This is a genomic window from Blastococcus sp. SYSU DS1024, assembly GCF_054050795.1.
The window spans coordinates 180,484-201,148 of the sequence record NZ_JBJHAA010000002.1 but is presented as its reverse complement, the minus strand read 5'-3'; the positions used below and the strand labels follow the sequence as shown (position 1 = coordinate 201,148).

The 20,665-nt window shown below is 75.5% G+C and carries 20 protein-coding genes; 7 read left to right on the top strand and 13 right to left on the bottom strand.

The window, feature by feature from the left end:
- Positions 1-14: 14 nt before the first annotated feature.
- Positions 15-260 carry a hypothetical protein gene (locus ACI79S_RS02585; RefSeq protein ID WP_456591879.1) on the bottom strand — a complete coding sequence of 82 codons (246 nt, stop codon included), beginning with the start codon at positions 258-260 and terminating at the stop codon, positions 15-17.
- Between the two features lie 74 nt (positions 261-334).
- Between ACI79S_RS02585 and ACI79S_RS02580 the strand changes: the two genes are divergently transcribed.
- Positions 335-796 (top strand): GNAT family N-acetyltransferase, encoded by a 462-nt coding sequence (locus ACI79S_RS02580; protein WP_456591878.1) that lies wholly within the window; start codon positions 335-337, stop codon positions 794-796.
- A 74-nt stretch (positions 797-870) separates the two neighbouring features.
- The gene (locus ACI79S_RS02575) at positions 871-2,316 is read left to right on the top strand and encodes a hypothetical protein (RefSeq protein ID WP_456591877.1); all 1,446 of its coding nucleotides are present in this window, start codon (positions 871-873) and stop codon (positions 2,314-2,316) included.
- A 9-nt stretch (positions 2,317-2,325) separates the two neighbouring features.
- Here ACI79S_RS02575 and ACI79S_RS02570 read toward each other — a convergent pair whose 3' ends face one another.
- From ACI79S_RS02570 to ACI79S_RS02545, 6 genes are all read right to left on the bottom strand, one after another.
- Positions 2,326-2,997, bottom strand: a complete 672-nt coding sequence (locus ACI79S_RS02570; RefSeq protein WP_456591876.1) for a glycosyltransferase — start codon at positions 2,995-2,997, stop codon at positions 2,326-2,328.
- Positions 2,998-3,023: 26 nt separating this feature from the next.
- Positions 3,024-3,875: an NAD-dependent epimerase/dehydratase family protein gene (locus ACI79S_RS02565; RefSeq protein ID WP_456591875.1), complete on the bottom strand. Its 852-nt coding sequence runs from the start codon at positions 3,873-3,875 to the stop codon at positions 3,024-3,026.
- The gene (locus ACI79S_RS02560; RefSeq protein WP_456591874.1) at positions 3,872-4,720 is read right to left on the bottom strand and encodes an aldolase/citrate lyase family protein; all 849 of its coding nucleotides are present in this window, start codon (positions 4,718-4,720) and stop codon (positions 3,872-3,874) included. The genes ACI79S_RS02565 and ACI79S_RS02560 overlap by 4 nt, the downstream gene beginning before the upstream one ends.
- A gap of 57 nt (positions 4,721-4,777) precedes the next feature.
- Complete coding sequence (locus ACI79S_RS02555) at positions 4,778-5,851, bottom strand: ABC transporter ATP-binding protein (protein ID WP_456591873.1); 1,074 nt, start codon at positions 5,849-5,851, stop codon at positions 4,778-4,780.
- A complete protein-coding gene (locus ACI79S_RS02550) occupies positions 5,848-7,392 on the bottom strand; it encodes an ABC transporter permease (RefSeq protein ID WP_456591872.1) in 1,545 nt (514 codons plus the stop codon). The genes ACI79S_RS02555 and ACI79S_RS02550 overlap by 4 nt, the downstream gene beginning before the upstream one ends.
- A 65-nt stretch (positions 7,393-7,457) precedes the next feature.
- Positions 7,458-8,468, bottom strand: a complete 1,011-nt coding sequence (locus ACI79S_RS02545) for an iron ABC transporter substrate-binding protein (RefSeq protein WP_456591871.1) — start codon at positions 8,466-8,468, stop codon at positions 7,458-7,460.
- 97 nt (positions 8,469-8,565) lie between these two features.
- Between ACI79S_RS02545 and ACI79S_RS02540 the strand changes: the two genes are divergently transcribed.
- Together ACI79S_RS02540 and ACI79S_RS02535 are read left to right on the top strand one after the other, a co-directional pair.
- Positions 8,566-8,904: a hypothetical protein gene (locus ACI79S_RS02540; protein WP_456591870.1), complete on the top strand. Its 339-nt coding sequence runs from the start codon at positions 8,566-8,568 to the stop codon at positions 8,902-8,904.
- A gap of 38 nt (positions 8,905-8,942) precedes the next feature.
- Positions 8,943-9,665, top strand: a complete 723-nt coding sequence (locus ACI79S_RS02535) for a hypothetical protein (protein ID WP_456591869.1) — start codon at positions 8,943-8,945, stop codon at positions 9,663-9,665.
- Positions 9,666-9,732: 67 nt separating this feature from the next.
- Here the strand turns inward: ACI79S_RS02535 and ACI79S_RS02530 are convergent, their stop codons facing one another.
- Complete coding sequence (locus tag ACI79S_RS02530) at positions 9,733-10,308, bottom strand: hypothetical protein (RefSeq protein ID WP_456591868.1); 576 nt, start codon at positions 10,306-10,308, stop codon at positions 9,733-9,735.
- A gap of 187 nt (positions 10,309-10,495) precedes the next feature.
- On the opposite strand from ACI79S_RS02530, the gene ACI79S_RS02525 reads away from it, so the two are divergent.
- On the top strand, positions 10,496-10,879 hold the full coding sequence (locus ACI79S_RS02525; RefSeq protein WP_456591867.1) for a PaaI family thioesterase: 384 nt from the start codon (positions 10,496-10,498) through the stop codon (positions 10,877-10,879).
- Positions 10,880-10,892: 13 nt separating this feature from the next.
- Here the strand turns inward: ACI79S_RS02525 and ACI79S_RS02520 are convergent, their stop codons facing one another.
- Positions 10,893-11,123, bottom strand: a complete 231-nt coding sequence (locus tag ACI79S_RS02520) for a hypothetical protein (protein WP_456591866.1) — start codon at positions 11,121-11,123, stop codon at positions 10,893-10,895.
- A 129-nt stretch (positions 11,124-11,252) separates the two neighbouring features.
- On the opposite strand from ACI79S_RS02520, the gene ACI79S_RS02515 reads away from it, so the two are divergent.
- Complete coding sequence (locus tag ACI79S_RS02515) at positions 11,253-11,534, top strand: DUF427 domain-containing protein (RefSeq protein WP_456591865.1); 282 nt, start codon at positions 11,253-11,255, stop codon at positions 11,532-11,534.
- 9 nt (positions 11,535-11,543) lie between these two features.
- On the opposite strand, the gene ACI79S_RS02510 is transcribed toward ACI79S_RS02515, so the two are convergent.
- From ACI79S_RS02510 to ACI79S_RS02495, 4 genes are all read right to left on the bottom strand, one after another.
- A complete protein-coding gene (locus ACI79S_RS02510; RefSeq protein WP_456591864.1) occupies positions 11,544-11,957 on the bottom strand; it encodes a hypothetical protein in 414 nt (137 codons plus the stop codon).
- A 128-nt stretch (positions 11,958-12,085) separates the two neighbouring features.
- Entirely contained in the window at positions 12,086-13,060 is a 975-nt protein-coding gene (locus ACI79S_RS02505; protein ID WP_456591863.1) for a ferritin-like domain-containing protein, read from the bottom strand.
- Between the two features lie 148 nt (positions 13,061-13,208).
- A complete protein-coding gene (locus ACI79S_RS02500) occupies positions 13,209-13,427 on the bottom strand; it encodes a hypothetical protein (protein WP_456591862.1) in 219 nt (72 codons plus the stop codon).
- A 207-nt stretch (positions 13,428-13,634) separates the two neighbouring features.
- Entirely contained in the window at positions 13,635-14,426 is a 792-nt protein-coding gene (locus ACI79S_RS02495; protein ID WP_456591861.1) for an enoyl-CoA hydratase/isomerase family protein, read from the bottom strand.
- A 231-nt stretch (positions 14,427-14,657) separates the two neighbouring features.
- Here ACI79S_RS02495 and ACI79S_RS02490 point away from each other — a divergent pair, with 231 nt between their 5' ends.
- Positions 14,658-20,597, top strand: coding sequence for a DUF4011 domain-containing protein (locus tag ACI79S_RS02490; RefSeq protein WP_456591860.1), 5,940 nt, complete (start codon positions 14,658-14,660; stop codon positions 20,595-20,597).
- Positions 20,598-20,665 lie beyond the last annotated feature (68 nt).

Sequence of the window (20,665 nt, the reverse complement as noted above, 5' to 3'; positions counted from 1 at the left end):
GGCCGTCCGGCCGGTCAGTTCTCCGACGCAGGGCCGATGTCGTGCGGGTCGGGGGTGCGGAACGTCGGGTCGTCCGGCGGGTCGACGTCGTCGCTTCCGGTCTGCGCCGCGGGACGGTTGGTCTCCGGCGAGCGGTCAGGTTCCTCGCCGCCCTCCCCGAACCCCTCGGCCGGTGGCGGGGCGCCGGCTCCCGGGTCCGCGGCGGGGATGCCGTCGTCCGGTTGGCCGAGGTTCGGTTCCAGCGGGCTCCACATCGACATGCCGGTCCCCTACCCCGGCCCGGCGCCGTCCTCCCCTCCGATCGCCTCCCGGCGCCTGGGCTACAAACATCGGCATGACCTCCCCCGGGACACCCGTCCCCGAACCCCTGCTGCGCCGCGCCCGGTTCGCCGAGCTCACGCCCTTCGAGGTCTACGCCCTGTGCCGGTTGCGCGTCGACGTCTTCGTGGTGGAGCAGGAGTGCCCCTACCCCGAGCTCGACGGGCGCGACGTCGAGCCGGCCACCGAGCACCTCTGGTTCGAGGAGGCCGGTCAGGTGCTGGCGACCATCCGCGTCCTGGACGACGGCGCCTCGCGCGCCATCGGCCGGGTGGCCACCGCGGCGGCGGCGCGCGGGCGGGGGTTGGCCGGGCGGCTGATCGAGCGGGCGCTGGCCGACCACGGGCACGGCCCGCTCACCCTGGGCGCCCAGGCCCACCTGGAGCAGTGGTACGGGCGGTTCGGCTTCCGCCGGAGCGGTCCGGGCTACCTCGAGGACGGCATCCCGCACGTCCCGATGCGCCGGGAGCCGGCCTGATCGGCCGGACGCTCTCCAGCGGTGTCGTGCGCGGAGGCCCGCAGAGGGTCGCCTAACCTGCTGGGGTGTCGACGGTGACGGAGAGGCCCCTGCCGGCCGCCGCTCCGGACGGCGGCGACCGGGACACAGGGGCACCGGCGCGCTGGTCGCCGGCGGAACTGCTGCCGGCGGCGCTCGTGGCCCTCCTCGGGGGCTGGCTGCTGCTCCCGGGCCACGGGCTCTGGTTCGACGAGCTGTTCACCGCGGAGGTGGCCCGCCTGCCGCTGGGTGACATCGTCACTGCGATCGCCACCGGCGAGGGCACCGCGAGCTACCTGGCCGGCGTGCCGCCGTCCTACAACGCCCCCTACTACCTGGTCACGCACCTGTGGACCTCCGTGCCCGGCCTCGGCGGCGACACCTCGCTCCGCATCCTGTCCCTCCTGGCGACGGCCGGTGGCGTGGCCCTGATCACCCGGGCGCTCACCCGCCTCGCCGGCCGCGGCACCGGGGTGCTCGCCGGCGTGGTCCTCGCCGCCAACCCGCTGCTGCTCGAGCAGTCGGTCGAGGCCCGCAGCTACGGGCTCGCCGTGCTCGCCACCGGGGCGACGGCGCTGGGGCTGGTCCGCTGGCTGCAGGAGCCGCCCCGTGGCCTGCTGCTGTTCGGTCTCGCCGGGGCGGGGATGGGGCTGGCGCACTGGTACGCGGTCACCGTGCTCGCGGCCTTCGTCGCCGCCGCGGTGCTGCTGCGGGGACGGCGCGCCCTGCCGGTCGCGCTCACCGGCGCGCTGGCCGCGCTGCCGGCCGTGGGCTTCGTGGCGCTCGCCGTCCTGAACGGGACGGGGGCACGCAACGCCGAGCACCTGCGCGACACCGACGGCCGGCTGGTCGTGCTCGCCGCCGAGGCGTGGGCGGGTGGTCGCACCCCGCTGCTCTACCTCGGGCTGGGCCTGGCCGTGGTCGGGGCATTCCGGGCCGCGGGCGCCCGGGTGGTCGGTGCCTGCTGGCTCGCCGTTCCCCTGCTGCTGCTCGCCGCCGCCGAGCTAGTGCGGCCGGTGTACCTGCCCCGCTACCTGCTGGCCGGGCTGCTGGGCCTAGGCGTGCTGGCGGCGGCCGGCGCGATGGGGCTGCCCCGGCCGGCCCGGATCCCCGTGGGCGCGCTCCTGCTGGGCTGCTCCCTGCTGGCCTCCGCCCCGCTGGCCGACCGCGGCCCCCGCGAGCGCGCCGACGACCTGGTCGCGGTGCTGGCCGAGGTGCACCGCCCCGGCGAGCCCGTCGTCGCCGCCGACCAGCGGTCGGCCACCGGCCTCGACCACTACGTCCGCAGCCTGGCCCCCCAGCTGCGCCCGGACGTCGTCCTGCCCCCGGACGACGCGCCGCCGGGTGAGGACCGGGTCTGGGTGGTGCGCCGGCTGCTCGGCGGGGAGCCCGAGCCCACCGACGACGACGAGATCCTCCGGGCGGCAGGGCTGCGCATGGTCGAGCAGTACGACTTCCCGGCGCGCAAGACCCATCTCGTCCTGCAGCTCTGGAGCCGCTGACCACCTGCGTCAGCGGCGGGCCCGCACCGCCCAGGTCAGCGACCGCAGCGACTGCCCCACCCGGGCCCGCGCCGTCCAGGCCGACCGGCCCGCCGGGCGCCGGTCCCGCACGACGGGCACGCTCGCCACCGGCCGGCCGGAGCCGCCGACGGCGAGGACGACGCTCGGCGCCCCGCGCTCCAGGACGGCGGTCACGACGGCGGCCCGCACCGCCGGCCCCATTGCCAGGAAGGCCCCGGCGTCCGGCGGCAGACCGGTCAGCCTGCCCGCCACGCGCCGGTGGAGGGTGCCGGTGAGCCGCCGCAGCGGCGACTCGTAACGGCCACGCCGCCCGCCGAACACCGCCGACACGTCACCGGCGGCCAGCCGGTCGAGCAGCACCGGCACCGCCTCCGGCGGGTCCTGCAGGTCCGCGTCCAGGCACACCCAGACGTCGGCGGCCGCCTCCTCGGCGAGCCCGCGCGCCAGCGCGGCGTGCTGCCCGACGTTGACGGCCAGCTCGGTGAGCGCGATCCGGGCGTCCCCGGTGCTGAGGGCGCGTGCCACGGCGGCGCTGCCGTCCGGCGAGGCGTCGACGACCAGCCGCAGCCGCCACGGCCGGCCGGCGAGCGCCGCGGCCAGCCGGTCCGCGAGCTCCCTGAGCGTCGCCTCATTCCCGTACACGGGGACGACGACCGCCACCCGGGCGTCCGCTCCCCCGCGACCGGTCACCCGGCCGCCCAGGTCCGGGCCAGGCCGGCGGCGAGGTCGACCGTCGGCGTCCAGCCCAGCAGCCGGCGGGCCAGCGCCGGGTCGCACACCCAGTCGGCGGTGTCCCAGCCGCGCCCGGGGTGGGCGCCCGGTGCGGTCGCGATCGGGCGGCCGGTCACCCGCTCGGCCGTGGCCACGAGCTCCTCGGTGCTGGTCTGGATCCCGGTGCCGATGTTCAGCACGACCCCCGGGGGCAGGCCCTCGTCCACCGCCGCGCGGACGCAGGCGTCGACGACGTCCCCCACCCACACCCAGTCGCGCCGGCTCAGCCGGGCGGGAAGGGCGACCGTGCCACCAGTCCGGGCGGCGGTCATCACGACCGGGACCAGGCGGGTGGGGTGGTCGCCCGGCCCATAGACCTGGAAGGCGCGCAGCACGGCCGCCCGGATCCCGCGCTCGGCCGCCGCCGCCTGCAGGAGCAGGGAGCCGGCGGCCTTGGTCGCGCCGAAGAAGCCGCGCGGCTCCAGGGCGGCGTCCTCGGCGAGCGGGTGCGGCGCGGCGGCGTACTCGGTGGAGGAGCCGAGCCGGACCACGACCCGGCAGCGGTCGGGCAGCGCGTCGACGAGCCAGGGGCTGGTGTTGACCGCAGTCGTGGCGGCGCGCTCCTCCGCCGTGGCCTTCGCCCGGCCGGCGGCGAGGGTGAACACGACGTCCGGGTCCGCGGCCCGCACGGCGGCCGCGCCGGCGACCGGATCGGCCAGGTCGACGTCCCGGCTGGTCACCCCGGTCACGTGCCAGCCGTCCCGCTCCAGCCGCGCCACCAGGTGCCGGCCGACGAAGCCGCCGGCCCCGGTCACGAGCGCCCTCACGCCGGCTGGGCCACCCGCGCGGCGGTCTCCCGCGCGGCGGTCTCCCGCGCGGCGGTCTCCCGCGCGGCGGTCTCCCGCGCCAGGGCCCCGACGGCGGAGACGAAGGCCTCGCGCGACCTGGCGGCGCGCTCGGCACCGGCCCGGCGCAGCTCGTCGAGGCCGGCCAGCAGCCGGGGCACCTCCACGAACGGGTCGCGCCCGGCCATGTCCGCCGTGAACGAGCGGCGCAGGAAGGTGAACCGGGTGCCGATCCGGACCAGCTCCGCGGCCACCAGGTCACCGGGCACCGGGAAGCCCCGGCCCGGGAGCGTCAGGCCACCGACGCCGAACGGCACGGTCACCTGCGCCCGCACCGCGTCGACCGTGCCGTCCACGAGCGGGGCGAACAGCTCGGTGGACCGGCGGTCGATGCGCAGGTCGTTGAGGCCGACGTAGATCCGCGAGAGCGGACGGCGCGCGAGCTCCGCCGCCCGGTCGACCGCGTCCTGGGTCTCGACCAGGATGCCCAGGCCGCACCGCCCCGCGACCAGGTCGAGGACCCGGTCGACCTCCTCCGTCGAGCGCACCATGGGGAGCAGCAGCTCGTCGGCCCCGCGGTCGACCGCGTCGGCCACCTCGTCGGCGGTCCACGGCCCGAAGCCGTTGATCCGGCAGAGGATGCGCCCCGGGGTCGCCACGCGCATCCGGGACAAGTCCTCGGAGGTGTCCTCGTTGACCTGGGTCCCCTCCCCCGCCTGGCGCCGCAGCTTGCCGCGCCGCTCCCAGTCGACGACGATGCCGGCCGCACCGGCGGCCACGACGTCGCTCCCCCACTGCGGGTCGACGGTGAAAAGGAACAGGTCCATGCGGGGCAGCTTAGGCTTTCCTAACCTGCGTGTACGACCGGGGCGCGGCGCGTCCGCTCAGAAGGCCGGATCGGCGACGACGGGGCGCGCGGACCGCCCGGCGGCCGGGAAGGTCAGCGCCGCGCCGGCCACCTCGATCGTGACCTCCTGCCCGACCGCGGGCACCTCCGCGCCCTCCAGCCGGGCGGTCACCGTCCCGCCGTCGGGCAGGGTCAGCCACACGCGGGAGTCGTGCCCGTAGAAGTCCACCTCGCGCACCCGCGCCCGGACGCCCGTTCCGAGCGGCGGCCCCAGCCGGAGTTGCTCCGGCCGCAGCAGGACCCGGGCCGGCCCGTCGGCCACCGCCTCGGCGACTGGCAGGGAACCCAGGACGCAGAGCGCGCTGCCGTCCCGGACCTCGGCGTCGAGGACCACCGACTCGCCGACGAACGCCGCCACGTCGAGGTCGGCCGGGCGCCGGTAGAGGGTGAGCGGGTCGGTGAGCTGCACCAGCCGTCCGTCGCGCAGGACCGCGACCTGGTCGGCCATCGACAGCGCCTCGGCCTGGTCGTGGGTGACGAGCACGGCGGTCGCACCGGCGGTGCTCAGCGCGGCGAGGACGGCTCGCCGGGTGTCCTCGCGCAGCGCGGCGTCCAGGGAGGAGAACGGCTCGTCGAGCAGCACGAGCGCCGGCTCGGGGGCCAGCGCCCGGGCGAGGGCGACCCGCTGCTGCTGCCCGCCGGACAGCTGGTGCGGCGACCGGTCGGCGAGGTCGGCGTCGAGGCCCACGAGGGCCAGCAGTTCGGCGACCCGTCCCCGATCGGCGCGCCGGCGGCGGGGCAGCCCGAAGGTCACGTTGCCGGCGACGCTGAGGTGCGGGAACAGCCCGCCCTCCTGCGGCACGAAGCCGATGCCCCGGAGGCGGGCGGGCACACCCCGCCCGGCACCGGCCACCACGCGGCCGCCGAGGGCGACGGTCCCGCGGTCGGGGTCGTCGAAGCCGGCGACGAGCCGCAGCAGCGTCGTCTTGCCGCAGCCCGAGGGGCCCAGCAGGGCGGTGAACCCGCCGGCCGGCACGTGCAGGTCCACACCCGTGAGCACGGGGGTGGTGCCGAACGCCTTGGTCAGGCCGGTCACGGTGAGAGCGCTCATGGGATCAGACCTCGTCGGGTGTCGCGGGACAGCAGCACGGTGGCCGGCGCGGAGAGCAGCACCATGACCGCGGCGTACGGGGCGGCGGCGGCGTAGGCGAGCGCGCTGCTCTCCGACCAGAAGGCGGTGGCGAGGGTCGCCGTACCGGTGGGGGCCAGCAGCAGGGTGGCGGTCAGCTCGGTGACCACCGCGAGGAAGACGAGGGCCGCGCCCGCGCCCAGGCCGGGCGCGAGCAGCGGCACGGTGACCCGGCGCAGCCGGTCGACGCCGGACGACCCGAGCGAGGCGGCGACGTCGTCGAAGAGGGGCGGGGACTGCTCGACCGCCGCGCGGACGGGCACCACGGCGCGGGGCAGGAAGAGGATCGCGTAGGCGGCCAGCAGCACCGGGACCGTCTGGTAGAGCCACGGCGCGGCCCGGATGCTCAGCGTGACCAGGGCCAGCGCGACGACGATGCCGGGCAGCGAGCTGCCCAGGTACGTCGCCCGTTCCAGGAGCGTTGCGGTGCGCCCGCGGGCGCGGACGGCCAGCCACCCGGTGGGCAGGGCCATGGCCGTGGTGACCGCGGCCGCGGCGGCGGCCAGCGCCAGCGTCGTCCCGGTCGTCGCCGCGAGGTCGCCCCAGTCGAGGCCGGCCGCGGCGCCCCCGGCCAGCCAGTAGGCCAGCGCACCCAGCGGGACCAGCAGCGCCAGGCCGACCAGCCCGGCCAGCCCCAGCAGGGCGGGCGCGGTCAGCGCGCGCAGCTCCGCCGGCCGGACGGGACGGGCCGCCCCGCGGCCGCTACCGGCGTACCCGCGGCGCCCCCGCAACCGGACCTCGGCCAGCAGCAGGACCAGGCACAGCAGGACCAGCACCCCGGCCAGCGCGGTGGCGGCCGGGCCGTTGAAGGTGGCCCGGTACTGGTCGTAGATGGCGGTGGTGAAGGTCGGGTAGCGCAGCATCTGCAGCGCCCCGAACTCGGCCAGCACGTGCAGCGCGACGAGCAGGGCGCCGCCCAGCAGCGCCACGCGCAGCTGCGGGAGCTGCACCCGCCGGAAGACGGCCCAGCCGGACAGCCCCAGCCCGCGCGCCGTCTCCTCCAGCGCCGGGTCCAGGCCGCGGAAGGCCGCCACCACCGGCAGGTAGACGAACGGGAAGTACGACAGCGAGACGACCAGCAGCGCCCCCGCGTAGGTGTCCAGCCCCGGCAGGAGGGAGATCCACGCGAAGCTGTTCACGAACGCTGGCACCGCCAGCGGCGCGACCAGCAGCACGTGCCACAGCCGCCGTCCGGGCACCGACGAGCGCGCCACCAGCCAGGCCGCGCCGACGCCCAGGAGCGCGCAGACCGCGACCGTGCCCAGGGCCAGGCGGGTGGTGTTCCAGAGCAGCTCGGCGACCCGCGGCCGGAACACCAGCTCGCGGATGCCCGCCCAGCCGACGTCCAGGGTGTACGCGGCGATGTGGAGCAGCGGCAGCAGGGCCAGGGCGGCGACGCAGGCGGCTAGGGCGAGGGTGACCGGCGACCGCCGCAGCGCGCGCCCTCCCCCGCTCGCGGACACGCCGGAACCCCGAACCGCCGGCGGGGCCGGCGCTCCGGGGCCCGGGGGGCGGAGCGCGGGAGGGGTCAGAGCAGGCCCACTTCCTGCATCAGCTCGGTGACCTTCGGAGCGTCCAGCGACCCCGGGTCGACCACGGGCGCCTGCAGCTCCGCCAGGGGCGGGAGCGCGTCGGCGGAGGCGACGCCGGTGCCGACGGCGTACTCCAGGGCGCTGCTGTCGGCCAGCCGCTCCTGGGCGGCACGGCTGGTGAGGTACGCCACCAGCTGCTGGGCCTGCTCGGGCTGGTCGGAGGAGGCGAGCACCCCGGCCCCCGAGACGCTGAGGAAGGCGCCCGGGTCCTGGTTCCGGAAGTAGTGCAGCTCGGCGTCGTCGCCGATGAGCCCGTTCTGGGCCTGGTCGCGGAACCAGTAGTAGTGGTACGTGATGCCGACCGGGACCTCGCCCTCGTCGACGGCCTTCATGATCGCGGTGTTGCTCGCGTAGATCTCGGCGTTGCGCTCCAGCCCGGCGAGCCACTCCCGGGTCGCCTCCTCGCCCTCCAGTGCCAGGACCGCGCTGACGATGGCCTGGAAGTCCGCACCTCCGGCCGCGATGCCGACCCGGCCCTCCCACGCGGGGTCGGCGAGGTCGAGCATTGAGGCGGGGAGCTCCTCCTCGGCGATCTCCGACGGGTTGTAGATCAGGGTGGTGGAGCGGGCGGCGAAACCGGCCCAGTTGCCCGAGGAAGGCCGGTACTGCTCACCGACCTGGGACAACGTCTCCTCGTCCAGCGGGGCGAGCAGCCCCGCCCGGTCCACCACGTCGATCGCCGGGCTGTTCTCGGTGAGAAAGACGTCCGCCGGGGAGGCCTCGCCCTCCTCGACGATCTGGTTGGCCAGCTCCGAGTCGTTCGCGTCGCGGAACTCCAGCTCGATGCCGGTCTCCGCGGTGAAGTCCTCGAGCATCGTGCGGACCAGGCTCTCGTGCTGGGCGCTGTACACGGTCAGCGTGTCGGCGTCGGAGCTGCAGGCGGCCAGCGATGCCGCGAGGGTGAGGGTGGAGACGACGCCGACGGTCGCGCGCCCGAGCCTGGTCACGGAGATCCTCCTGGGAGTAGGTGAGGCACACCTAAGCATGCCCGCTTCGCCGCGGCGAGCGACCACCCCACCCTTCCCGTGCGCTACAACGGAGGGGGTGACCCCCTCCGGCTCCCGATACCCAGGGCACCCCCCGGCGGATGACGCCCCGCTGCTGCGCGAGGCGGCGGAGCGGCTGGAGGGGCTGGCGGCCGGCACGACGCCCGGCGAGTGGCGCCTCGGCGGGCTGCTGGCGAGCCGCCCCGAGGTGGTCGCCCACGGCCCTGGCGGCGTCACCGAGCACGTCGCCGAGGCGCGCGCCCGCAGCGGGGCCTGGATCGGTGCGCTCTCCCCCGCGCTCGCCGGCCCCCTCGTCGCCTGGCTGCGCGCGGCCGCGGGCGACCCGACCCCGGAAGCGGTCGCGGTCGCCCGCGTGCTGCTGCACCGACTGCCCTGATCGGGGAGGCGCCCGCGCACACGGGGTAGGGGACGTCGATGCAGCGCCCGCACCCCGATCCCGCGGACCGCCCCACCGGGCGCCACGCCCCCGAGCCCGGCGACGCCCCCGAGCCCGACGACGCCCCGGAGCAGACCGGGCTGGCCCGGCGGCTGGACAAGCCGATGGGGGCACTCGGCCTGGTCTTCGTCCTGGTGGTGCTCGGCCAGTCCCTCGCCCGGCAGCCGTGGCTGACCACCACGCTCAGCGTCACCGGCTGGGTGCTCTGGGGCGTCTTCGTGGCGGAGTTCATCCACCGGGCGGCCACGGCCCGCGACCAGCGCCGCTTCTGGACGCGCAACTGGTGGCAGGTGGTCTTCCTGGCGGTGCCGTTCCTGCGGTTCGCCCGGGCGCTGACGCTGCTGCGTGCGGCGCGGGTCGGCGGCGTCGTGTCGGCCGCGGTCCGCGGATCCCGCTCGGCGGGGCGCCTGCTGAGCGGCCGGATCGCCTGGCTCGGCGCGGTGACCGTCGTGGTGGTGCTGGCGACCAGCCAGCTGCTGTACGTGCTCGGCGCCTACGACTCCTACGGCACGGCGCTCTACGACGCGGCTCTCGCCACCATCAGCGCCAGGCCGCTCACCGCCGACACCGGCGTGGCGCGCGTCCTCGACATCGCCCTGGCCACCTACTCGGTGGCCGTGTTCGCGACGCTGGCCGGGGCGCTCGGCGCGTTCTACCTCGAGCGGCGTGAGAGCGGCGACGTGGCCGCCCGGGGAGCGTGACGGCCGGCCCCCGGAACCACGGGTGCCCCGCCGGCAGGCCGACGGGGCACCCGGGGAGCGCGAGCGATCAGACCGGCTCGGCGCAGTAGATCGTGCCCGGCTGCGCCTCGTCCTCGCCCATCCAGATGGCGCCGATGGCGGTCTCGAACTCGAGGCAGACGTCCTGGTCCATGAACTCCTGGTAGTCGAGCTCTTGCTCGTCGATGCCGACGATCCGGCCCTCGGCCCCGGCGGCGTCGCAGTCGACGACCTCGACCTCCTCGCCGGCGAAGTTGGCCACGCAGTCGCCGACCTCCGGTTCACCCGCGCCCAGCATGGTGAAGAGCAGGCCGGCCGCGACGAGGGCGACCAGCACCCCACCGACGGCGAGCAGGACCTTCCTGGCGCCGCCGCCCTGCTGCTCCGGCTGCCCCATGGGCGTCGCCCCGCCCTGCGGGGGGATCCAGCCACCGGCGGGTTGCCCGGGGTGACCGGACTGGTCGAAGGGCTGGTACGGCTGGCCGGGCTGACCCGGCTGGCCGTACGGAGCACCCTGCCCGTACTGGCTCGGCTGGCCGTACGGAGCGGCCTCCCCGTACTGGCCGGGCTGGCCCGGCTGCTGGCCGGACGGGGTGGTGTCCGGGCCGTTCCCGGGGTGGCTCATGGGTGCTCCTGGATCGCTGGACGTGGTGCTGACCTGCAGATCCTTGCTCATCGCGGCGGCACCCACGGGTGCTCTCGACCGCATCCATGCCTCGGAGGGGTAACGATGGACGCCGGGTACCCCACCCGTCCCGGCAGTCCCCGGGCACCGGGCGTGCGACCGCGCGTCGCGGGGTAGCCGCCCCGCCATGAGCGACGACGTGAGCACGGGTGGGTTCGCCGAGCGGCTGGGTGCCCGCCCCGAGTCGGCCGAGGACGGTGCGGCCCGGATGGGGTTCGAGGTGACCGAGGAGCACCTCAACCCGGCCGGCACGCTGCACGGTGGAGTGCTGGCGACGCTGGTCGACACCGCGATGGGCCTGGCGGTGCGCACCACCACCGGCGACGGCGAGGTGCCCGCGACCAGTCAGCTGACGGTCACCTACCTGCGGCCGGGGAAGCCCGGCCCCCTCCAGGTCACCGCCCGGCTGCGTACGAGGGGTGAGCACCTGACGGTCTGCGAGGCGGACGTGGAGCAGGACGGCAAGGCACTGGTCCACGCCGTCGCCACCTTCGCGCTGCTGGGGTCGTGACCGGCGCGGGCACTCAGGCGGGCAGCGGCTCCGGCATCTCCAGGACGACGGCGGGGATCGCCGCGCCCTGGTCGTCGTCCTGGTCCTCGGTCCGGGTCTGGGCGACGACGAGGAGGTAGGTGAAGATCCCGGCGATGACCAGGAGGATGCCCAGCGGGATCAGGATGCGGCCGAGCCGCCTGCCCTTCGGGGTGCCCTCCCCCTCGCTCCGGTCGCCGGCACCGTGCTGGTGGGGCTGCGCCATGGGTCGTCCTCCTGTGGTGCGGGATGGGTGGGTGACCTGGCGGCCACCACTGCTCCATGCCCACCCCGCCGCGCGTCACGCCCGGGGTCGCGACCGGCGCCGCGGTCGCGGACGGAGGACCATCGGAGCATGACCACCGCTACCTGGAACGGCGTCGTCATCGCCGAGTCCGACGACATCGTCACCGTCGAGGGCAACGCCTACTTCCCCCGCGCGGCCGTCCGCGACGACGTGCTGCGTCCCTCGGAGAAGCAGACCGTCTGCCCCTGGAAGGGCACCGCTTCCTACTTCACCCTGGAGGTCGACGGGCAGCAGAACCCGGACGCCGCCTGGTACTACCCGGAGCCCAAGGAGGCCGCCCGGGAGATCACCGACCGGGTGGCCTTCTGGCGGGGCGTCGAGGTGCGCTGACCCCGTCGGTCAGCGGCCGGGGCGGGTGCCGGCGAGTTCGCGCGCCGACGCGGCGGCCTCGGCGTCGAGCTGGCGGTCGATCGACTCGGTGAAGGAGTCCCAGGCCTGCTCCGGCGTGATCCCCAGCGCCGCGGCGATCTGCGCCCACTCGGCGCCACCGCGCAGCGCGGCGCGGATCCCGACCAGCTGGCTGTCGTGCGCGCGGCGCGAGACGACCTCGCCCAGGGCGAGCAGCTCCAGCGCCTCGTACACGTCGAGCTGGGTGCCGGTGTCGCGGAGGGAGGCCGACCACTCGTCGGCGTCGTCGTCACGGACGGTGTTCAGGTTGGTATCGCCGTTGTCGCGGCGACTCAGGAAGTCCAGCCGGGTCGCGGCCGTCGTCAGCGAGAACTCCGCCTCGAGGGCCTCGGGTGTGATGGTCATGGGTCGGGCTTCCCCTTCCGCGCAGGCTCGTCAAACCCGGCGGGGATGGGATTTCACGCACGCGGAGGGCCCGCACCCCCCGTGGGGATGCGGGCCCTCCGCGTGCTCGGCCCTCAGCGGGCCGTGTGTCACTTGTCGACGCCGACGGCTTCCTTGGCCAGGGCGGCCAGCTGCGTCTGCGCGGCGCTCGCCACGTTCGACCGGTTCTTGTGGGTCTCCTCGTAGCGGATGATCACGTTGACGTCGTGCGGCGTCTTCAGCTGCTTGATCGCCTTGACGGCGTCCTGCACCGACATCGAGTCGTAGCCCTTGATCGGCAGCTCGTCGGCGGTGACGTCGCCCAGCTCCTCGCGGGTGGCCCGGGCGGCGTCGGCGGCGTCCTGGTTGCCGTCGCGCTGAGCGATCCGCTCGGCGCGGCGCAGCGACGCGGCGCGGCCGACGGTGAGGGTCTCGCGGACGGCGCCGGTGAACGCGGACGCGCGGTCACCCGCGGCGGAGAACCGGTCGGAGGTCTCCTCACCGGCGTGCCGCACCGTGTCGACGGCGTGGTTCACCGTGTTGGCCCAGAAGCGGACCGGCGCGTTGACGCCACGGGCCACGGCACCGGCGACCTTCTGCACCGGGGTGGCGACGAGCGCGGCCGGGCCGCCCAGGGCCTCCTCGGCCAGGACCACGGTGAGCCACTCGACGGTCGCCTGGTGCGCCTCGACGAGCTTCTCGGCCAGGCGCTGGGTCTCGACGTCACCGGCGGTCTCGGCGAGCACCTTGAGGTAGGTGGCGCGGTCGAGCAGCTGGTGCTCGAGCTGCAGGTCCTGCAGGAGCGCCTCCTCGATGGAGGTCGACTGCTCGAAGGTGGCCTTGAGGGCGGCGGAGAGCCGGCCGACGACCGGCGTCACGACGTCGGGGACACCACCGAGGGCGCGCAGCCGCTCGGTGATCTCGAGCGTGCGGGCCGCGGCGTTGTCGGCGTTCTGGGTGAGTTCCCGACGGACGGCGTCGGTGCGGGCCTGGCTGATCCGCGTCCGTGCGATCTGCTCCTCGGTCTGCGTGAGCAGGACGAGGGCGCGCAACTGGTTGATCATCTTGGCGTTGTTGTCGGTCATGAGGGATGCAGCTCCAGGGATCGGGGATGACCTGACGGTTCTGTATGTGCCCCGGATCCCCGCGTGCTAACAAGAGCAAGCAGATTGCTAGCAGTGAGCCTCGTCACCCGGACGGGTGACGAGGCCCTGGCTGCCACGAGCGCTCGGCTCAGCCGGCCTGGGCCGGCACGTCCTCCTCGACATGCGCGCGCCGCGGCCGGACGTCGAAGCGCAGCACCGGCTGGGTCATGTCGTCGGTGACCTCGTAGGGCGGGCGCGGGGCGAGGCGCACCGGGCGGGGCGGGAGCGACGACGGCGGCATGGTCTTGCCGCAGCCGACGCAGAAACGGCCTCGCTGGTGCACGGCTCCGCAGTGGGCGCAGTTCATGACGTCTCCTCTGGGTCGGTACCGGCACGGACACGGGGACCCTCGCAGCCGGAGCCGTCGATCCGCACCCCGGTCTGACCGGAGTGACGAGCCGTTACCCGAACGTCATGAACGGCCCGGTTCCGTATCCGCGTCCGCCGGGACCGCCCCCGTGCGGCGATCGGCAGGTCCGGGCCGCGGACCTGCCCGCGCCTGCACGCGGTCGGGTCAGCGGCCGGCCCAGCGGGGCGGGCGCTTCTCCAGCCGGGCGGCGATGCCCTCCGCGCGGTCCTCGCTGAGATAGGGGTTGGGGCCGACGTCGAGCCGCAGCCCCTGCCAGAGCGGCAGCTCCAGAGCCTTGACCGCGGTCTCCTTCATCCGCCGGACCGAGATCGGCGCGTTGCCGGCGATCCGGTCGGCCAGCTCCAGCGCCACGGGCAGCACCTGGTCAGGTGCGACCAGCCGGTTCACCAGCCCCCAGCGCTGTGCCTCGGTGGCGTCGATCGGGTCGCCGGTGAACAGCATCTCCAGCGCGATGCCGACCGGGATCCGCTTGGGGAGCACGACCGAGCCGAAATTGGCCCCCATGCCGATCGCCGCCTCCGGCAGGGCGAAGCGGACCGCCGGCGAGGCGATCCGCAGGTCGCAGGCGAGCGCCAACTCGAACCCGCCGGCGACCGCCGGGCCATTGAGGGCGGCGAGCACCGGGACGGGCGTCTCGGTGACGACCTCGAACACCGACCGGGCCGGCCGGTTCATCGGCGGCCGGAACCGCTCGCCCTGCTGGTCGGCGGCGCGGATCTCCTTCAGGTCGAACCCGGCGCAGAACGCCGGCCCGGTGCCGGTGAGGACGACCGCGCGCACGCCTTCCTCGACGACCCGCAGCAGCTCCTCCACGAGGTCGGCCTGCAGCTCGGTCGAGAGCGCGTTGCGCCGCTCGGGCCGGTCGAGGGTGAGCACGCGGACGTGCCCGCGCTCCTCGACCGTCAGCCCGGAGCCGTGCCGTCGCGTGGTGCTCATGAGGGCAACCTGCCTCGCCGCGCCACCCGTCGGCAAGCCGGCAACCCGCACCGCGCCGCCCGTCGGCAAGCCGGGAGCGCTCCCCGCCATCGGCAGGACCGGCCGGGATCGGAACCGTCGGGAGGCCGCTGTTCTGTGATCCCCGGCAACGATCGGGCTCTTCCGTCACATCCGCCCCTCCTGTCGGGGACCATGGGCGGACCAGTCCGTCCGAACCGGTAGACAGGTGACATGGAGAGCCCTGCCGACATCCAGCTCGGTGATGTCGTCGCGCCGTCGACGGTGGTCTCCATCGAGCTGACCTCCACCCCGGTGCTCAGCTACGCGCTGGCGCACAACCGCATCCCGGTCGTGTCGCGCCTGGCGCTCACCTCGCAGCGCACGCTGCGCGGGGTGACCGTGCGCCTGTCGGTACGCGACGCCGAGGGCCCGATCGCGCAGGCCGTCGAGCTGCTGGCCGACGTCGACGGCGGCCGCACCACGGTGCTCACCGGGATCGGCCTGGTCATGGATCCGGCGGCCATGCTGCACGTCGAGGAGCAGCGCCCCGGCGTCGTCGACGTCGAGGCGTGGCTCGACGACGTGCTGATCGGCGAGGCCTCCGCGCCGGTGCAGGTCCTCGCCGCCAACCAGTGGCTGGCCACTCCCCTGCCGCTGGCGCTGGAGATGCTCGCCGCGCACGTCATGCCCAACCACCCGGCGGTGACCGGGCTGGTCGCCGAGGCCGGCGAGCTGCTGGCGGAGCGGACCGGCAGCGGCGCCATGGTCGGCTACGCGGCCACCGCCGAGCGGGTGGACGAGGTGGTCGCGGCGCTGGCCGAGGTCCTGCGCCGCCGTGGGGTCCGCCACTCCGAGCCGCCGCTGAGCTGGGCCGACCTCGGCCAGCAGGTGCGCTCCCCCGGCGACGTCCTCACCTGGCGGGTGGCCACGCCCCTGGATGCCGTCGTCCTCCTCGCGGCGGCGCTCGAGCAGACCGGCATCCGGCCGCTGCTCTGGCTGGCCGAGGGTGCGGGCGGGGCGACGGCGGGCGGGGCGCACGCCTTCCTCGGCTACTGGCGGGAGGAGCGCAGCTCCGAGTCCGCCGCCACGACGGACGCCGCGCCGCTGGTCAACCTGGTCGACCTCGGGCTGATCGGCCTGGTCGAGACCACGCTGCTCACCGGCGCGGGCGAGCCCGGCGCCGACCTGCACGCCCCGGCGTACGAGCGCTGGCTCACCGGCGAGCTCGAGCGCGTCCTCGGCGTCACCGACGTCCACCGCGCCCGGCGCGACGGCATCCTCCCGCTGCCGGCGCGCGCCCGGACGCCGGAAGGCCTCCTGCAGGTCGTCGAGTACCGGCCGGCCGAGCACAGCGCCCCGGCGTTCCCGGCCGGGCCGGCGCCGGCGCACCAGCCGAGCCGCCCCGAGGCGCCGCCGCGGGTGCAGCAGTGGAAGAACGCGCTGCTCGACCTGAGCCTGCGCAACCGGCTGATCAACTACACCGAGCGCGCCGGGCTGCCCCTCACGCTGCCGGGCACCGCGCTGCCGATCCTGGACAACTTCATCCACGACGGCACCCCGATCACGCTGCTGCCGGGCGACCGGCTCGCCGCCGTGCACACCGAGCGCGGGCTCTCCGGCGCCGCCGACCTGCCCGCCGAGCAGCTCACCGAGCTGCTGGTCGAGCGCCGGGAGGTGCACGCCGACGTCACCTCCGGCGGGTACCTGCCCCGGCTGCGCAACCTCGCCTACCGCGCCAAGACGGTGCAGGAGGAGACCGGCGCCAACAACCTGTACCTGGCGCTGGGCTCGCTGGTGTGGGAGCTCGACGGCCGCCCGCTGCGCTCCCCGCTGCTGCTGGTGCCCGTCGTGCTGGCGCCGGTCGGGCGCACCGGCTCCTACCGGCTGTCGCTGGACGAGTCCGGGGCGAGCACCCCGAACTACTGCCTGCTGGAGAAGCTGCGCCAGGTGCACGGCCTGGTGGTGCCGGCGCTGAGCGACACCGCGGAGAGCACCCCGGACCTGGAGCACGCCCTGGAGGCGGTGCGGGTGGGCCTGGTCGGCCACGGGCTGCCCTACCGGGTCGAGGCGACGGCGGACCTCGCGATCCTGCAGTTCGCCAAGTACCGCCTCTGGAAGGACCTCGACGAGCACTGGGGCGACCTCAGCGGGAACCCGCTGGTGCACCACCTGGTGCACGAGCCGACCGAGCCCTTCCTCGACCCCGCGCGCGGCTCCGGCGCCCACGTCGACCTCGACGAGCTGGCCGGCCGGCTGCCCGTGCCCGCCGACGCCTCCCAGCTGCGCGCGATCGCCGAGGCCGCCGCCGGCCGCACCTTCGTGCTGGAGGGCCCACCCGGCACCGGCAAGTCGCAGACCATCACCAACCTGCTCACCCGCGCGGTCGCCGACGGCAAGCGCGTCCTGTTCGTCGCCGAGAAGCGCGCCGCGCTCGACGTCGTGGCCCGCCGGCTGGACGCCGTGGGCATGGGGATGTTCGCCCTCGACCTCCACGACAAGGGGTCGCGCGCGTCGATGGTCCGCGCCCAGATCCGGCTGGCGCTGGAGAACGCGATCGCCGTCGACGAGCAGGGGCTGGCCGCCGACTCCGAGACGCTGCGCTCGGCCCGCCGGCAGCTGGCCCGCTACGCCGACCGGCTGCACACCGAGAACGCCGCCGGGCTGTCGCTGTACGCCGCGCGCACCGCGGAGCTGACCGCCGGCACCGACGTCCCGGCGCTCCCGGTGCCCGAGCCGTTCGTGGCCAACGCCCCGGCCGAGGTGCTGACCGCGGTGCGCCGGGCGCTGGCGCTGCTGCCCGACATCGCCGACCTCACCCGGCCCTCGCCGCGGCACCCGTGGGCGTTCGTCGACTCCCCCGAGATCGACCTGCCGGCGGCCCGCGAGGCCGCGGCCGAGGTCGACGCGGCGGTCCGGGAGGTGTCCGGGATCCCCGAGCTCGGCGGCGTGCTGCGCCACGTCCGGACGCCCGAGGACCTCGACGCGCTGGTGCACCTGCTGTCGGGCCCCCCGGTGGGCCTCGACGTGCTCGACGAGACGTTCAGCGGCCGCTGGACGACGGCGACCGGCGCGGTGCTCGGCGAGGTCGCCGCCTTCACCGCGTTCCGGCACCCCGGTCTCGACGTCGCCACCCCCGAGGTGCTGGCGCTGCCCCTGGCGGAGGTCTACGTCCGCGCGCAGACGGCTGCGGCGTCCGGGTGGTGGGGCCGCCGGAAGCGGCTGGTCGCGGTGCGCGACGAGATCGCCGCCTGCCTGCGACCGGGGACGAAGGTGCGGCCCCGGGACGTCCCGCTGCTGGTGGAGAACCTGTGGCGGGTGCAGACGGCGGTGCAGGCGATCGCCGGCCGCGTCGGCTCCGTGCCGGGGCTCACCGCGCCGCCGAGCTGGAACCCCTTCACCGACCCCGGGCTGCTCGAGCGCCAGGTGGAGTGGCTGCGCCGCGCCGGCATCGCCGTCGACGGCTCCTCGCCCTTCCACGTCGCGCTGCGCAAGCTGATCGTCGCCGGCATGCCCGCCGCGCCGGAGCCGGCCGCCGCCGTCGCGCGGCTGCGGGAGGCCGTCACCTCGCTGCTGGCCGTGTGCCGCAGCTCGTCGGACCAGCTGGCCGCCTGGGCCGGCGAGGACGGCCTGGTGCTCCGCTGGTCGATGACCCGGCCGGAGCGCGGCCTGCTGACCCCGTCCGGGTCCGGCGGGGAGCGCTCGGTGCTCATGTCCCTGCGCCGCTGGGTCACCTTCCTCGACACCCTGGAGCCGCTGCGCTACGCCGGGCTCTTCGACGCCCGGACGATGCTGATGACCGGCGCCGTCGCGGCGGACGACGCGGTGCGCGCGCTGGACCGCGGCCTGGCGACCGCGTCGGTGGCCGAGCGGCTCGTCGCCACCGGGCTGGACGCCTTCGACGCCGAGGCCCACGAGGCGGCGATCGCCCGGTTCACCGAGGCCTCGCGGGCTGTCCGCGAACACCTCACGGCCGCGCTGCCGGCGTCGGTGCTGGCCGCGAGGCCGTTCGACGCGGCGATGGGCACCGGCCAGGTGGGTGCGCTGCAGCGGGAGCTGACCAAGCAGCGGCGCGGCCTGGGCGTGCGGCAGCTGCTCGCGCAGTACGGCGAGCTGGTCACCGCCGTCATGCCGATCGTGCTGGTGTCGCCGGACTCGGTGGCCCGCTTCTTCCCCGCGAAGGCCGGCCAGTTCGACCTGGTGGTCTTCGACGAGGCCTCGCAGATCCGCGTGGCCGACGCCATCGGCGCACTGGGCCGGGCCAAGGCCGCGGTCGTCGTCGGTGACTCCAAGCAGATGCCGCCGACGTCGTTCCTCGAGCCGACGACGACGGCGAGCGACGACTCGGTGGAGCTGGTGGAGACCGCGGTCGAGGACGAGGAGTCGATCCTCGGTGAGTGCGTGCAGGCGCGGGTACCGCGGCACTGGCTGTCGTGGCACTACCGCAGCCAGGACGAGTCGCTCATCGCGTTCTCCAACGCCCAGTACTACGACAACCGGCTCTCCTCCTTCCCGGCGCCCACGCACGGGCGCGCCTCGGCCGAGCCCGACGGCCGCGGGGTCTCGCTGGTGCGGGTGCCCGGGACGTTCCACCGCTCGGGGGCCGGCCGGCTGCTGCGCACCAACCCGGTCGAGGCGAAGGCGATCGTCGCCGAGATCCGCCGCCGCTTCGACGCCGTTCCGCAGTGGGAGGGCATCGACGCCGTCCCCTCGATCGGCGTGGTCACCTTCAACGCCCAGCAGCGCTCCTACATCGAGGCGCTGCTGCGCGACGCCGACGACGACCGGCTCGCCGCCGCGCTCGACCGCACCGACGGCGAGGGGCTGTTCGTCAAGAACCTGGAGAACGTGCAGGGCGACGAGCGCGACGTCGTCTTCTTCTCCACCGGCTTCTCCCCCACCGCCGACGGCACGCTGCCGCTGAACTTCGGCCCGCTGAACCGGCAGGGCGGGGAGCGCCGGCTGAACGTGGCGATCACCCGGGCCCGGCGCCAGGTCGTCGTCTTCTCCTCCTTCGACCCGGCGCAGCTGCGGGCCGAGGAGACCTCCTCGGTGGGGATCAAGCACCTGCGGGCCTACCTCGACATGGCCGAGCAGGGCACCGACGTGCTGCCCCGCTCGCCGCGCTCGGCGGGTGTGGTCGACCGGCACCGCGAGCAGATCGCCGCGGCGCTGCGCGAGCGCGGTCTGGTCGTGCGCACCGACGTCGGCCTCTCGGAGTTCCGGATCGACCTGTCGATCGGTCGAGCTGTCGACCCGGAGACCCCGCTGATGGCGGTGCTGCTGGACGGGCCGGCGTGGGCGCGCCGCGGCACCGTCGGCGACCGGGACGGACTGCCGCCGGAGGTGCTGGGCGGCATGCTGCGCTGGCCGGTCGTCGAGCGGGTGTGGCTGCCGGCGTGGCTGGCCGACCCGGTGTCCGTCGTCGACGGGCTGGTCGCCGCTGTGGACGCCGCCCCCGTGGTCACCCGGCCGGTGCTCGAGGCGGTGCCGCTGCCCACCGCCGCCGTCGAGTCGTTCAAGGGCGTGGCCGCGCTGCGCTCCTCCGTGACCTCGATGGCGGTGCCGACCGCGACCGCCCGCCCCGCGCCGAAGGCGGCCGCGAAGCCCACCGGACCGGTCGCCCTCGAGGGCGAGACGCCGTTCGTGCCGTGGATCCCGAAGACCGCGGGCGAGAAGTCGGTGCTCGACGAGCTGCCGACCTCGAAGGCGGCGCGTGCGGTGCGCCGGGTGATGGTCGCCGGCATCAAGGCCGAGGGGCCCGTCCACGTGGACCGGCTGGCGAAGCTCACCGTGGGGGCGTTCGGGCTCAACCGGGCCACGGAGGCACGCAAGCAGATGCTGCTGTCGCTGCTACCGCCGTCGGCCGTCGACGGGGAGCACCTGTGGCCCGAGGGGATCGACCGGGCCACCTGGACCGGGTTCCGCCGGCAGGTGTCGAGCACCGACCGGCCGCTCGAGCACGTGGCGCCGGAGGAGGTCGCGAACGCGATGGCGGCGCTGTGCCGGGCCGCCGCGGGGATGCAGCGCGAGGAGCTGCTGACCGCCACCGCCACGGTCTTCGGCTACAAGCGGCGGGCAGCCTCGGTGACGCCGGTGCTGGAGAAGGCGCTGGCCTGCGCGCTGGACTCCGGCCGCCTCACCGAGCAGCCGACCGGCCTGCTGACCGCCTGACCCGGACGGGGGATTCAGGGCGGTACCGGTTCGGTCGATTCCTTGAGAGCACAACGATTCAAGGAGGA